Genomic DNA, 14,335 nt, shown 5'->3' with positions numbered 1-14,335 from the left:
GACTGAGGCGGCGTGCTGAGAGGCGTGCTGAGCGCTACAGGCTCGCCGCCGCCGCGACCATGGCCCGGGTGATCATCGCGATCTCCTCGGGCCGGCACGCGTAGGGCGGCATGGTGTAGATCAGGCGCCCGAAGGGCCGGAGCCAGACGTCATGGCCCATCACGACGTCCTGAATTTTCGCCACATCCACGGGTTCGATCGTCTCGATGACACCGATCGCGCCCAGGACCCGGACGTCCTGGACCCCGGGCATGTGAACGGCTTCCGCCAGGCCGTCCAGGAGTGCCGCCTCGATCTGTTTGACCTCTTCCCGCCAGGGGCGTTCGGCCAGCAACTCGAGGGAGGCGTTGGCCACGGCCGTCGCGAGCGGGTTGCCCATGTAGGTCGGCCCGTGCATCAGGACGCCGATGCCGTCGGCGACCTCCCTGGTGCTCAGCGTGGCGGCGAGGGTCATGTATCCGCCCGTCAGGGCCTTGCCGACGCACATGATGTCCGGCCTGATCCCCGCGTGGTCACAGCCGAACATCTCACCCGTCCGCCCGAAGCCGGTGGCGATCTCGTCGGCGATCAGCAGGACGTCGTGCTCGTCGGCGAGCTCACGCAGCCGGCGGAGGTACGCCGGATGGTAGAACCGCATGCCTCCCGCACCCTGGACCACCGGTTCCACGATGATCGCGGCCAACTCGTGCGCGTGCGCCGCGACGAGGGCCTCCAGTTCCCCGAGGTAGGCCGCGTCGGGGCGGGCTTCGACCGCCTCTCCCGGGCGGGAGCCGTACCCCCCTGGAGGGATCGGCGCGAACACGTGCTGGGGCAGCAGGCCGGAGAACAGGTGGTGCATGCCGTTGACCGGGTCACAGACCGACATCGCCCCGAAGGTGTCGCCGTGGTAGCCGCCGCGGACGGTGAGCAGTTTCGAACGGCCCGCGCGGCCGGTGGCCGCGGCGTACTGGAAGGCCATCTTGATGGCCACCTCGACGGCCACCGAACCGGAGTCGGCGAGGAACACCCGGTCGAGCCCCGTCATACGGGCCAGCGTCCCGGCCAGCCGTACGGCGGGCTCGTGGGTGAGGCCGCCGAACATGACGTGGGCCATGTCGTCGAGTTGGTCGCGGACGGCGGCGTTGAGCCGGGGGTGGTTGTATCCGTGGATCGCGGCCCACCAGGACGACATGCCATCGACGAGCTCACGACCGTCGGCCAGGGTCAGCCGCACACCCTCCGCCCGGCGGACGGCGTGGACGGGGACGGTGGACGGCACAGCCGCGTACGGGTGCCACACATGGTCCTCATCCAGCCGAAGAATGTCCCCGTCGTTCATCCCCCCACCTTAGAGGCCCCCACCCCCCTCTTCCCTTGCGCGTGATCATGCACACGTTCGTAGAAAGCCCCTCTGAGCAGCCCTTTCTCTGGGCGTGATCATGCACAGGTTCGGCCAAAGGGTCGCTGAACTGGGATTTCTCTATTCGTGATCATGCGCAGATTCGGGCGCGATGCCGTTCATCTGGGGTTTCCTGCTCCGTGATCATGCACAACCGATGAGCGTGCATGATCACGCTCAATGAACGCCCAGGTCAGACCCGTTGATCGCGAACTTGTGCATGATCACGACGTGCATCGCACCTGCTCAACAGCCACATGACCGAACCTGCGCATGATCACGCCCAAGGGAAGGGCAGGTCATCGCCCATCTCACCGAACCTGTGCATGATCACGCGCAAGGGGAGCGGGGAGGGTCAGGGGAGGATGCCTTGGGAGTGGGCCCATTTCAGGAGGGCCTCCTTGGCGGCCTCTTTGCCGATCATGCCCTCGTCCATGCGGATGTCCAGCATGTGCTTGTAGGCCCTGCCGATCACCGGACCGGGAGAGATGCCGAGGATCTCCTGGATCTCGTTGCCGTCGAGCTCCGGCCGGATCTTGGCCAGCTCCTCCTCCTCGGCCAGCCGGGAGATGCGCTCCTCCAACTGGTCGTACGTCTGCGAGAGGGCGGCCGCCTTCCGCTTGTTGCGGGTCGTGCAGTCGGCTCGGGTCAATTTGTGCAGCCGTTCCAGCAGATGCCCGGCATCACGGACGTACCGGCGCACCGCGCTGTCCGTCCACTCCCCTGAGCCGTACCCGTGGAACCGCAGGTGGAGCTCGACCAGCCGCGAAACGTCGGCCACGACGTCCTTGGGGAATTTGAGCTCGCTCATCCGCTTCTTGGCCATCTGGGCCCCGACCACCTCGTGGTGGTGGAAGGAGACCCGGCCGCCGGGCTCGTTGCGGCGGGTCTTCGGCTTGCCCACGTCGTGCAGGAGCGCGGCCCACCGGAGCACCCGGTCGGGGCCGGAGGTCTCCAGCCCCACCGCCTGTTCCAACACGATCAATGTGTGCTCGTAGACGTCCTTGTGCCGGTGATGCTCGTCGATCTCCAGCCGGAGCTTGGGCAGCTCGGGCAGGACGTGGGCCGCGAGGCCCGTGTCCACCAGCATGGCCAGGCCGTCCCGGGGCCCGGCACCACAGATCAGCTTGTCCAGCTCCTCGCGGATGCGCTCGGCCGACACGATCTCGATCCGGCCGGCCATCGCCGTCATCGCCTCTACGGCCTTCGGATCCACCGAGAAACCGAGCTGGGAGGCGAAGCGCGCCGCGCGGAGCATCCGCAGCGGATCGTCGTCGAACGAGTCCTCAGGCGTTCCCGGCGTGCGCAGCACCTTCGCCGCGAGGTCGGGCAGCCCGCCGAACGGGTCGACGAACTCGTGGCTCGGCACCCGGACCGCCATCGCGTTGACCGCGAAGTCCCGGCGGCGGAGGTCGCCGTCCAGCGTGTCGCCGTAGGACACCTCGGGTTTGCGCGAGCCGGGGTCGTACGACTCGCTGCGGTATGTGGTGATCTCCAGCTGCCAGCCGCCCTTGCGAACGCCGACCGTGCCGAAGTCGATCCCGATCGTCCAGACGGCCTCGGCCCAGTCCTTGACTATTTCCAGTACGCGCTCGGGCCTGGCGTCCGTGGTCAGATCGAGGTCGTGGCCGACACGGCCGAGCAGGACGTCGCGGACGGATCCGCCGACGAGGGCCAACTCGTGCCCGCGGGCCGCGAACAGCTCTCCGAGCTCGTCGGCCACCGGGGCAATACGCCTGAACAGGTCATCTACGGCTCGCTGCTGGCGGTCGCTCAGATTTGAAACGGACAAGGCTGGGTAGGTCCTTCGGTCACGGAACGATTCTCCCCCGTCGCATCCTGGTGTCACCTAGGGGGGATACACACCTAGCAATCACCAGGCTACGGTCAGTTCGGGGGCGCTGGACAAAGCAAGGAGCTCAGAGATGAAAGACGCTCTCGCGATTCACCGCTGGCTCCTCGCCCATCAGATCCACCATGAGATCGTACGGCTTCCTCGTGCGTTGACATCCTCGGAGGAGCTTCCCGAGGTTCTCGGGATAGGTGCCGGGACCTGCGTGAGCGTACGGGTGTTCGAGGTCTCGTCCCAGGACGGCCGGGACCCGGTCGCCGTCGTCGGGACCGTCGACACCCCGCCCAAGGCCAAGGCCGTCGGAGCGCTGTTCCGTGCCCGGCGCGTCGTGCCCGCCTCCGCGTTCGTGGTGAATTCGGCCACCGACTACGCGGACGGCCTGGTCTGCCCCCTTCTGCTTCCCGAGCATCTGACCATCCTCATCGACCAACGCCTCATCGACGGCCTGGATCCGGATGAACCTGTCGTCACAGCCACGGGAGAGCGGTCCACAGCGCTACGACTACGTGCTTTTCACCTGTTGGACCTGATGACGGGCAAGCCCGTCGACCTCACGACGCCCAGACGACGCGGCCTGGCGAGTGTGGCCAGCCCAATGAGTACGGCTTAGGCCATAGCATTCTGGGCGTGCGCCGAACCCCACTGCAGGCCCGCACATGATCCGTAAGGCCGCCCTACTCGCCCTGCTGACCACTGCCCTGCTCGTCCCCCCGAGCATGGCCGGTACGGCTGTCGCGGCTCCCCGAGGTCTGGGCAAGATCGCTGCTCCCGCGAACCCGCTCCTGGTGGGGCGGATCACACCTGAGGTGCCGCGCGAGCCGACCACCCCCATCCTGGTCTCGGGCACGGTCACGGGCACCCCAATGGCCCCTGTGCGCGTCCGCATTCACTATTCACCCGGACAGCCGTTCCGAACCCGGGCCGACATGGCGCAATTCGCCGCCGGTCAGGGAATCGTCACCACCTCGTACAGCACCAAGGTCCAGGTCACGACGCTCGATCAGTCGGGGAAGCTGGCGTTCGACTTCAACGTGACGCCGCAGGAACTCGGCATGACCCAGACGGGGGTCTACCCGTTCGGCATCGAGGTGCTCGACGGCAACACGGGTGCGCAGATCGCCATTGATCGCACGTTCCTGACCTACGTGCCCAAGGGCCAGCAGACCCCGAAGATCAAGCTGGCCGTCGCCCTGCCGCTCGTCGACCGGCCCCACCGCGCCGACGACTCGACCTTCATGGACGACGATCTCCACGCGTCGATCACCTCAGGGCGCCTGTCGAAGCTGCTCGAACTGGTCCAGGGCACGGGGAAGACCGTGACATGGTTCCTCGATCCCGCCGTCCTCGATGACGTCCGCCAGTCCTCTGCCGGGCCGTACACCGTGGTGAAGGGTGACGAGAACACCCACAAGGCGCCGGACGCGGCCGCGGCCCAGTGGTTCGAGTCCGTTCGTACGGCTCTCGCCGACAAGTCCGTCATGGCGACGCCGTACGGGGATCCGGACGTCACGGCACTCGTCCACAACGGGCTCGACGCGCCGGCCGCGGCCGCCATCCAGAGGGGTGCGGCGGCGGCGTCGGCGCAGCTCGGCCGCGAGGTGCCGACCTCCATCGCATGGCCGTCCGGCGGTGCGGTGGACCGCGACGCGGTCGACGAGTTGGCCACGGCCGGGGTGAAGTCCGTGCTGCTCTCCGGCGACACCCTCCCCCCCGACCCGCCCGTCGCCACCACTCCGGACGCCGCGTCGCGCCTGGACACCGTGTCCGGGCCCGTCGCGGCGCTCGTCTCCGATCCGACGCTGAGCCAGCTCCTCGGTGGTGACGTCACCGCTCCCGGAAGCGCGCTGCTCGCGCGGCAGCGGTTCATCGCCGAGACCGCGATGATCGCGTTCGAGCCACCGGGTTCGCAGTCCCAGGGAACGCCCTTGACGGGCGGCCAAACAACCGGGGGTGGCCAAACAACCGGAGGCGGCCAAACAACCGGAGGCGGCCAGGCGACCGGGGGTGCCCGTACGGCCAGGACGATCGTCGTGGCGCCTCCCGCTGAGCTGTGGAACCCCGACCCCAAGTTCGTGTCGGCGCTTCTCAAAACCGTGTCAGCGGCTCCGTGGTTGCGGATGACCACGCTCGACTCCGTCAAGCCGACCAAGGCCCAGGTGCACAGGTCCGACCTCGTCTACACCACCCGCGACCGCCAAGCCGAGCTGGGGAAGGCCTACCTGGCCACGGTGCGCAAGATCAGCGACAAGGCCGACGCGGCGGCGACGGTGACGGAGGAGCACACCCAGCTCTTCCACGACGCCATCCTCCGGCTGACCTCGTCGTCATGGCGCGGAGACTCGAAGCGGGCGACCGCCTTCGCCGCGCAGGTGGAGAAGGCCGTCGACACCCGCATCGATGATGTGCTGGTGGCCGACACGCCACGGGCGGTGGCCGGGGCGAACGGCCAGGTGCCGGTCAGCGTCTCCAACAGCCTCGACAAACCCATCCGGATAAAGATCCGGGTCACCTCGGACAACACGTCGAGACTGGGGATCGACGCCCCCGGAGGGGTCTACGAGACCCCCGAGACCACGATCCTCAAGTCGCGCACCCTGCTCGAGAACGTGCCGGTGACCGTGCCGCAGGGCGGCGGCGAGGCGACCATCGCCATCCAACTCCTGACGGCCGAGGGCAAGCGCTACGGCGACGCCGTCCATGTCACCGTCCGCGCCACCGGTTACACCGGCATCGCGCTGGTCATCGTCGGTGCGGCGCTCACGATCATGCTGGCCGCCGTGGTGATGCGGATCCTTCGCCGCCGGTCCAGGAAGTCCTTCCCGTTCAGCCCTGCCGAGCCCGCGGGGCCCGAGTCCGTGCCCCCGCCGGGGGAGGCCCAGGCCGTTCCCGCGGACCAGCGGGAGTCGCCGCCGACATAGCCTCTGGGAGACTCCGAGGATGGGCGTCAGGACCCGCCCGGCGCACGGACACGGCCGAACGGGCCGCCGAGTTGAAGGAACACTATGAGCAGGATGCTTCGGGCCAGCGCGATCATGGCGGCCGGCACGATGGTGTCCAGGTTGACCGGCTTCCTGCGTACGGCGGTGCTCGCCGCGGCCATCGGCACCTTCGCGCTCGGTGACGCGTACAACGCCGCCTACCAGATCCCGTTCATCCTGTTCGACCTGCTGATCGGCGGCGTGCTGAGCAGTGTGATCGTCCCGATGATCGTCCGCGCGAAGAAGCGGGACGCGGACGGAGGGCAGGCCTTCGAGCAGCGGCTGATGACGCTCGCGATCGTGGTGCTCGCCCTGATCGCCGCCGTCGGCGTGCTCCTCGCACGACCGATCATGGAGCTCTACACGGCGTCCAACTGGTCGTCGCACAAGATCGACGTGGCGAGCACGCTTGCCAGGTACATCCTTCCGCAGATCGCGTTCTTCGGGATCGGCGCCATGGCCGGCGCGATCCTGAACACGCGGGACAGGTTCGCCGCCCCCATGTGGGCGCCGGTGCTCAACAACCTCGTCGTGATCGGGGTGGCGGCCGCCTACCTGGCCGTCGGGTCGTCCGACATCGAGCACGTCACCGACCAGGACCTGACGCTGCTCGGCGTCGGCACCACGGCCGGCATCGTGGTCCAGTCGATCGTGCTGGTCATCGCACTGCACCGGGCCGGTTTCCGGTTCCGGCCCCGCCTCGGGCTGCGTGACACGGGACTCGGCGAGACCGGCAGGACGGCGGTGTGGACCTTCGCCTACGTCGGCATCACCCAGTTCGGCTTCTGGGTCACCACCAAGCTCGCCACCGGCGCCGGCGAGCGGGCCCCCGGTGCGGGCAACAGTTCCTACTCCTACGCGTTCCAGCTGTTCCAGTTGCCGTACGGGATCATCGCGGTGTCGGTGATCACGGCGATGCTCCCCCGGATGAGCCGGTACGTCGCGGACGGGGAGTTCGACGCGGCCCGGACGGAGTTCGGCTCCGGAGTGCGCCTCGTCTCCTCGGTCATCGTCCCGGCCGGCCTGCTCCTGATGGTGCTCGGCCCCGCCGTCACCACGCTGATCTTCTCGTGGGGCAACATGACCGCGGCCAACGCGCTCTACATCGGCAACGTGCTACAGGTCTTCGGGCTGGCGCTCGTGCCGTTCTCGATCTTCCAGCTTCTCCTCCGGGTCTTCTACAGCTTCGGTGACACGAAGACCCCGGCGCTTATTGCTGGGGTAAATGTCGCAATAAATGCAACTTTGAGCCTTATTGCGTATTTCACGCTTCCCGCCCGATACATCGTGATCGGTCTGGCCTTCGCGTTCACGTTGACGTACGTGATCGGCAGTGGAATCGCGTGGCTGCTGGCGAGCCGGAGGATCCGTGGGCTCGGCGGCCGGTCGGTGGCGTCGGGGCTCTCCCGCATGTACGTCGCGGCGATCCCCGCAGCCGTCGTCGCGCTGGCAGTCCTGTGGCTGACCAGGGAGATCACACCGATCACGGCACTCAGCTCCGCCGTCATCCTGGCGGCAGGCGGCGGTTTCGGCCTGCTGCTCTACCTGCTGGCCGCGCACCGGATGCGTGTCACCGAGGTGAGCTCCATCATTGGACTCGTTACGAGCCGGGTAGGACGGTAAGAGTCCTCAAGAGTGACCGAACGGTAGAGGCTTGACCAAAAGTCCGATTCAGACCTCTTCGATCGGGAAGGCGGGCAGGACCGGCACGGCACTAGCATGGTGCGCCTAGAGTTCGACCGGCGAGCGGAAGCGGGAAGGCGTGGGCGAAACCACCCGGCATCGGCTGATGTATGCCGATGAGCCGCGGATTGAGGCGGCCCTATGAGTATGTCCGCAGTCGAACCAGGGACCCGGCTGGCGAATCGTTTCCGGCTGGAGGACAGGGTCACCGAATTCGGCGGTGCGACGCTCTGGAAGGCCATCGACGAGATCCTCGCCCGGCCGGTCGCCGTCCACACCTTCAGCCCCGAGTTCCCCCGCGTGAACGAGGTGGTGCTCGCCGCGCGCGCGGCCAGTCGCCTCACCGACCCCCGCCTCACCCAGGTGTTCGACGCGGCCGACCAGGACGGCACCGCCTACGTGGTCAGCGAGTGGGTCAGCGGTGAGTCCCTCCTCGACCTGCTGACCAGCCGGCCGATCGAACCCGAACGCGGCGCGGCGCTGGTGGCCGAGGCCGCCGAGGCGCTCGCCCACGCCCACGCGGCGGGCCTCACGCATCTCCACCTGACGCCCAGTCGCCTCGTCTGGACGAGTGGCGGCACCGTCAAACTGCTCGGCGTCGCGGTCGACGCCGCGATCCTGGGCCTGTCCAGCGACGATCCGGTCCGGGAGGACACCGAGGGGCTGGGACGCCTCCTGTACGCCGCCCTGACCGGCCACTGGCCAGGCGACATGGACTGCGGCCTCCCTCCCGCCCCCCTCGACTACGGACGGCTGTGCACGCCTCGTCAGGTGACCGCGGGCGTCCCGGGCTATCTCGACGCCATCACCTGCCGGGTGCTCCTCCAGGAGCCCCGCCGGGGCCAGCCGCCGTTGACCACCCCCGCGGAGGTCGCCGAGGCTCTCTCCGAGGTGCCGCGGCCGACGCCCGCACCCATCTCCTCCGCGCCGCCCTCGCTGAACCTGCGTTCCGAGGCGCCGGACACGATGGACCCGTGGCCGACGCCCTCGCCGCAGCCGCCCGCCCAGGGACCGCAACACGGTCAGCGCTCGCAGACCGGACCCGCGAGCAAGGTCCTGCTGACCATCATCGTGTTGCTGGTCATGGCCGCCGTCGGCCTCGGCGCGTGGACCGTCGGCAAGAATCTGGGCAACACCCCGCCGGTGGCGCACAACAGCAGCGCCGGCCCCACGTCCTCCGCGCCCTCGGCCAAGCCGGTCACCGTCAAGCCGGTCAGCGCCACGGGCTTCGACCCCCTGGGTGACGACAAGGAAGAGAACCCCGAATACGCGAGCGCGGCGATCGACGGCAAGTCCTCGACCGACTGGCACACCGACACATACAAGAGCGCCGAACTGGGGCGGCTCAAGTCGGGTGTCGGCCTGATCCTCGACATGGGCAAGCCGATTCAGGTCTCCAACGTCACCCTCTCGCTGCCGAACGCCGACGGCGCGAGCGTGGAACTCAGGGTCGGCGACGCGGCCGATCTGTCCTCGCTCAAGTCCGTGGCCAAGAACGAGAACGCCTCCGGGTCGGTCACCCTCACGCCGAGCAAGGCCGTAACCGGTCAATACGTCCTGGTCTGGTTCACGCGACTTCCCTACTTCGAAGGGAAGTATCGCGGGACAATTTATGACATACTGGTCCATTCTCCCGCATCCGCATAGCAGGGTATGTGACCTACTCAGACGATCCCCCGCCCGCTGAGCACACAACGCGCCCGGCGCTGACGGATGCCGATCTTCTGAGTCGTCACCTCGGGGGCGACCCCGACGCGTTCCGCGAGATCGTCAAACGACATCGCGAGCGCCTGTGGGTGGTCGCCCTGCGGACGCTGGGCGACCCCGACGAGGCGGCGGACGCCGTACAGGACGCCTTCGTCTCCGCCTACCGCAAGGCGGGGAGCTTTCGCGGCGAGGCCGCGGTCACCACGTGGCTTCGCCGCATCGTGGTCAACGCCTGTCTCGACCGGATGCGCCGCAAACCTGTACGGCCCGTGGCCGACGACGAGCTCATCGAGGCCGCCGACCGGGAGGTCTCTCTCGCCGACCAGACGGATGAGCATGAGATCTCGATGGAGATCGAGGCGGCGCTCAAGCGACTTCCCATCGACCAGCGGGCGGCTCTGGTGCTGGTCGACATGATGGGGTACTCGGTGGAGGACGCGGCCATCGTGCTCGACGTACCGGCAGGAACGGTCAAGAGTCGCTGCTCCCGCGGGCGGGCCAAACTCGTGCCCATGCTCTCGCATCTGCGGAGCCGGCCGGGCCTGACCAGAGGACCGAAGGTCGCCGGGGTCTCCTGACGGTCAGGGCGCACGACGCGCCGGGGCCCTGCGCACAGCACGACTCACGAGGCGGAACCAGTCACTTGGGCACCACTGATGGGGCGTCGTGTCCACGGTGAGCGTGGCGGGAATCCTGAACACCTAGGATCTGTTGACGCCACTGCATCGAACAGCACCCGGAAGGCGAATCCGTTGAGCGACGTCCGTAACGTGATCATCATAGGGTCGGGCCCCGCCGGCTACACGGCGGCCGTCTACTCCGCCCGAGCCGACCTCAAGCCGCTCGTGTTCGAAGGATCGGTCACCGCCGGCGGCGCTCTCATGAACACGACCGATGTGGAGAACTTCCCCGGCTTCCCTGACGGGATCATGGGTCCTGACCTCATGGACAACCTGCGCAAGCAGGCGGAGCGGTTCGGCGCCGAACTGGTGGCCGACGACGTGACCGAAGTCGACCTCGCGGCCGACCCCAAGGTCGTCAAGACGCACACCGACACCTTCTACGCGAAGTCCGTGATCCTCGCGACCGGGTCGGGCTACCGCGAACTGGGGCTGCCTAACGAGAAGCGCCTGTCCGGCCGCGGCGTCTCCTGGTGTGCCACCTGTGACGGGTTCTTCTTCCGCGACCAGGACATCGTGGTCGTCGGCGGGGGCGACACCGCGATGGAGGAGGCGACGTTCCTCACCCGTTTCGCCAAGTCGGTGACCATCGTGCACCGGCGTGACGAACTGCGCGCCAGCAAGATCATGCAGGATCGGGCGTTCGGCAACGAGAAGATCCGCTTCGTCTGGGACAGCGAGGTCGTCGACATCCTGGGCGAGACGCGCGTGTCCGCGGTGCGCGTCCGGAACCTGAAGACGGGCGAGGAGACCGAGCTTCCCGCGTCCGGTCTGTTCATCGCCATCGGCCACGACCCGCGCACGGATCTGGTCCGGGGGCAGATCGACCTGGACGACGAGGGATACATCCTGGTCGACGCGCCGACGACGAAGACCAACCTCGACGGAGTGTTCGCGGCGGGCGACGTCGTCGACCACACCTACCGGCAGGCCATCACCGCGGCGGGGACGGGATGCGCCGCGTCGCTCGACGCCGAGCGCTGGCTCACCGACCACAGCTGACGCCGGGAATGCGCGGGCAGGCTCCGCGGTTACACCGACCACACATATCAAGGGGAGAGATACCTTGGGCGCCATCAAGAGCGTGACCGACGGCACCTTCGATGCCGAGGTCCTCAAGAGTGACAAGCCGGTCATCGTGGACTTCTGGGCTGAGTGGTGCGGTCCTTGCCGCCAGGTCGCCCCGATCCTCGAGGAGATCGCGAGCGAGAACGCCGAGAAGCTGACCGTGGTCAAGCTGAACATCGACGAGAACCCGGCGACTCCGCGCGACTACGGCGTGCTCCAGATCCCCACGCTGAACGTCTACAAGGGTGGAGAGGTCGTGAAGCAGATCATCGGCGCCAAGCCGAAGGCGATGCTGCTCCGCGAGCTCGAGGGCATCATCTGACGGTCGTGCCCCCTGCGGCGTGAGCCGTACCACCGCCTTTCCGGCGGAACACACCCACAAGAAAGCCCCCCTCGCCCAGCGGCGCGGGGGGCTTTCGGGTTTTCACGACGCGCCGGCTCGAAGGCGTGGACTTCGCGGCGCGCTTCCACGTTGCTCAGGTGCGCGCGGGCGTGCCGGGCGTGCCGGCCCACGATTTCCGAGTTCTTACGACGCCCGAGTTCCCACGGCGTCCCGCAGGCCCGGTTCGTACGGCCCGGCCTGACCACTCTGGCGGTTCTCAAGGGACGGTTGGGGCGAGACGACGGGCTGAGATCGTCTCAGACGGGCCGTAGCGCTCTCTCTGGACTCATTGATCCAAGGAGGCGTTCGAGGGCCACCTCGACGTCCTCACGCCAGGAGACGGCCGTCTTGAGCTCCAGCCGGAGCCGGGGGAAGCGCAAATGCGGGCGAACCGTTTTAAAACCAACCGAAAGCAGATATTCGGCTGGCATGACGCAGCTGGGCTGTTCCCATTTCAGGTCGCCGAACGCCTCGATCGCCCGCACCCCCCGGCGCGTCAGATCCTTGGCCACCCCCTGGACGAGCATCCGGCCGAGCCCTCCCCCGGAGAACTCGGGGATGATGTGCGCCGTCATGAGCAACACCGCGTCGGAGCTGACCGGCGAGGTCGGGAAGGCGATCGAGCGGGGCACGTAGAGCGGCGGCGCATAGAGCACGAATCCCGCAGCCACTCCGTCGACATAGACGATCTTCCCGCAGCTCCCCCAGTCCAGGAGCGTTCCGGAGATCCACGCCTCCTTCTCCAGGCCCGGGTCGCCGGCCTTTACGGCACGCTCGCCACCGACCGGGTCGAGCTCCCAGAACACGCACTGCCGGCAACGGCGTGGCAGGTCGTCAAGGTTGTCGAGGGTGACGTTGGCCAGCCGACGCGACACGTGTTGCCCCAATCCCCGCCAGGAGTGTTGCCAGGAAAAGCGCGCGAATACGGCGTCTCCAGCTGGCATCGTAACCCAGGGAATGGGGGCGGAGGCCGGACGCCACAACCTTCCCCTGCCCCTGTTTCGGCGGGTGTCGGAGCCCCTCTCCGGAGCCCTTGCCGGCCGCCCGCCGACGGCGCGCAGCGGCAAGGTCAAGCGCCCTTCATGGTCAAGGCCCTGCTGTGATCGGCGTGGCGCGCTACCGTACTCTGGATTTCTCGGCTACGTGATCGGAGGTGGACCGTGACCCATGAACTCGATCACGGTCGAACGAACGCGGCCCAAGGGTCGCGAATTGACGCCTACATCGACCGGTACGCCGCACGCGCAGCCGGCATGGTCGCCTCCGAAGTCCGAGCTCTTTTCGCCGTCGCGTCGAGGCCCGAGGTGGTCTCACTCGCCGGCGGCATGCCGTACGTCACGGCCCTCCCCCTCGACGTGGTCGGCGAGCTCGTCGCCGATCTCGTCGCCAAACGCGGTCCCGTCGCCCTGCAGTACGGCTCAGGCCAGGGAGACCCCGACCTTCGCGAGCAGATCTGCGAGGTCATGCGGATGGAGGGCATCGAGGCCGGCGCCGACGACGTCGTCGTCACCGTGGGCTCTCAGCAGGCCCTCGACCTGATCACCCGGATCTTCATCGACCCGGGTGACGTCGTTCTGGCGGAGGGGCCCTCCTACGTGGGCGCGCTCGGCACGTTCGGCGCCTACCAGGCCAAGGTCGTGCATGTCGCCATGGACGATCAGGGGCTCATTCCCGAGTCGCTCGCGCAGACCATCTACGCGCTGCAGACCGCGGGGAACCGCATCAAGTTCCTCTACACGATCCCGACCTTCCAGAACCCCGCCGGGGTCACGCTCAACGAGGTCCGCCGCCGCCAGGTGCTCGAGATCTGCCAGCGGGCCGGAGTCCTGGTGGTCGAGGACAACCCCTACGGGCTGCTCGGCTTCGACGGGGAGCCGTTGCGCGCACTGCGGGCCGACGATCCTGACGGCGTCGTCTATCTCGGCTCGTTCTCCAAGACGCTGGCGCCGGGCTTCCGCGTCGGCTGGGCACTGGCTCCGCACGCGGTCCGCGACAAGCTCGTGCTGGCGATGGAGTCCGCAGTGTTGTCGCACTCGACCTTCACTCAGCTCGCCGTCGGGCAGTACCTCGCGACCCAGCCCTGGCGCGAGCAGATCAAGACCTTCCGGGAGCTCTACCGCGAGCGGCGCGACGCGCTCCTCAACTCGCTCGAGGTGTTCATGCCGGCGGGGTGTTCCTGGACGCGTCCCTCTGGCGGCTTCTTCGTCTGGGCCACCCTGCCTGAGGGGCTCGATTCCAAGGCGTTGTTGCCGCGCGCGGTCGCCGAGCGCGTCGCGTTCGTCCCGGGGACCGGCTTCTACTCCGACGGCGGCGGCGCGCAGCACATGCGACTGTCCTACTGCTATCCCCAGCCCGACCGCATCCGCGAGGGTGTGCGCCGCCTGGCCGGGGTGATCGAGCAGGAGTTGCAGCTGCGCGACACGTTCGGCACGGGCTCCGCCCGCTGGCATGCCGGAATCGACACGCCCGGCCCAGATCTCGCCTGAGGACAGGTGGGGCTAGCCTGATCGGGCCCGCCCTACAGGACTCCTGCGCGAGAGAAAGGCCCTCTCCGTGAGCAAGCGAACGATGACCGAACACTTCATGCCCCTGCCGCAGATCGAGCCG

At 68.0% G+C, this 14,335-nt stretch carries 11 protein-coding genes; 8 read left to right on the top strand and 3 right to left on the bottom strand.

Going from position 1 to position 14,335, the window contains the following annotated elements:
* Window positions 1–34: 34 nt before the first annotated feature.
* Window positions 35–1,318, bottom strand: a complete 1,284-nt coding sequence (locus tag Pmi06nite_RS10625; protein WP_203952750.1) for an adenosylmethionine--8-amino-7-oxononanoate transaminase — start codon at window positions 1,316–1,318, stop codon at window positions 35–37.
* 415 nt (window positions 1,319–1,733) lie between these two features.
* Window positions 1,734–3,170, bottom strand: a complete 1,437-nt coding sequence (locus Pmi06nite_RS10620; protein WP_203952749.1) for a CCA tRNA nucleotidyltransferase — start codon at window positions 3,168–3,170, stop codon at window positions 1,734–1,736.
* Between the two features lie 133 nt (window positions 3,171–3,303).
* On the opposite strand from Pmi06nite_RS10620, the gene Pmi06nite_RS10615 reads away from it, so the two are divergent.
* The 7 genes from Pmi06nite_RS10615 to trxA all read left to right on the top strand — a co-directional run bounded on the left by Pmi06nite_RS10615 (window position 3,304) and on the right by trxA (window position 11,668).
* Window positions 3,304–3,840, top strand: coding sequence for an aminoacyl-tRNA deacylase (locus tag Pmi06nite_RS10615; protein ID WP_203952748.1), 537 nt, complete (start codon window positions 3,304–3,306; stop codon window positions 3,838–3,840).
* Window positions 3,841–3,886: 46 nt separating this feature from the next.
* Window positions 3,887–6,148 (top strand): DUF6049 family protein, encoded by a 2,262-nt coding sequence (locus Pmi06nite_RS10610; RefSeq protein WP_203952747.1) that lies wholly within the window; start codon window positions 3,887–3,889, stop codon window positions 6,146–6,148.
* An 84-nt stretch (window positions 6,149–6,232) separates the two neighbouring features.
* The gene (murJ, locus tag Pmi06nite_RS10605; protein WP_203952746.1) at window positions 6,233–7,831 is read left to right on the top strand and encodes a murein biosynthesis integral membrane protein MurJ; all 1,599 of its coding nucleotides are present in this window, start codon (window positions 6,233–6,235) and stop codon (window positions 7,829–7,831) included.
* A 201-nt stretch (window positions 7,832–8,032) separates the two neighbouring features.
* On the top strand, window positions 8,033–9,538 hold the full coding sequence (locus Pmi06nite_RS10600) for a protein kinase family protein (RefSeq protein WP_203952745.1): 1,506 nt from the start codon (window positions 8,033–8,035) through the stop codon (window positions 9,536–9,538).
* Window positions 9,539–9,546: 8 nt separating this feature from the next.
* The gene (sigM, locus tag Pmi06nite_RS10595; RefSeq protein WP_239113807.1) at window positions 9,547–10,176 is read left to right on the top strand and encodes an RNA polymerase sigma factor SigM; all 630 of its coding nucleotides are present in this window, start codon (window positions 9,547–9,549) and stop codon (window positions 10,174–10,176) included.
* Between the two features lie 174 nt (window positions 10,177–10,350).
* Window positions 10,351–11,280 (top strand): thioredoxin-disulfide reductase, encoded by a 930-nt coding sequence (trxB, locus tag Pmi06nite_RS10590; RefSeq protein WP_203952744.1) that lies wholly within the window; start codon window positions 10,351–10,353, stop codon window positions 11,278–11,280.
* A 64-nt stretch (window positions 11,281–11,344) separates the two neighbouring features.
* Window positions 11,345–11,668, top strand: coding sequence for a thioredoxin (gene trxA, locus Pmi06nite_RS10585; protein WP_275409560.1), 324 nt, complete (start codon window positions 11,345–11,347; stop codon window positions 11,666–11,668).
* Between the two features lie 317 nt (window positions 11,669–11,985).
* Here the strand turns inward: trxA and Pmi06nite_RS10580 are convergent, their stop codons facing one another.
* Entirely contained in the window at window positions 11,986–12,603 is a 618-nt protein-coding gene (locus Pmi06nite_RS10580) for a GNAT family N-acetyltransferase (protein ID WP_203952743.1), read from the bottom strand.
* 285 nt (window positions 12,604–12,888) lie between these two features.
* On the opposite strand from Pmi06nite_RS10580, the gene Pmi06nite_RS10575 reads away from it, so the two are divergent.
* The gene (locus Pmi06nite_RS10575) at window positions 12,889–14,214 is read left to right on the top strand and encodes an aminotransferase-like domain-containing protein (RefSeq protein WP_373317284.1); all 1,326 of its coding nucleotides are present in this window, start codon (window positions 12,889–12,891) and stop codon (window positions 14,212–14,214) included.
* Window positions 14,215–14,335: the final 121 nt, after the last annotated feature.

It is taken from the genome of Planotetraspora mira (genome assembly GCF_016863275.1).
GTDB lineage: Bacteria > Actinomycetota > Actinomycetes > Streptosporangiales > Streptosporangiaceae > Planotetraspora > Planotetraspora mira.
The sequence above is the reverse complement of the archived record's forward strand: the minus strand, read 5'-3'. Positions and strand labels throughout refer to the sequence as shown.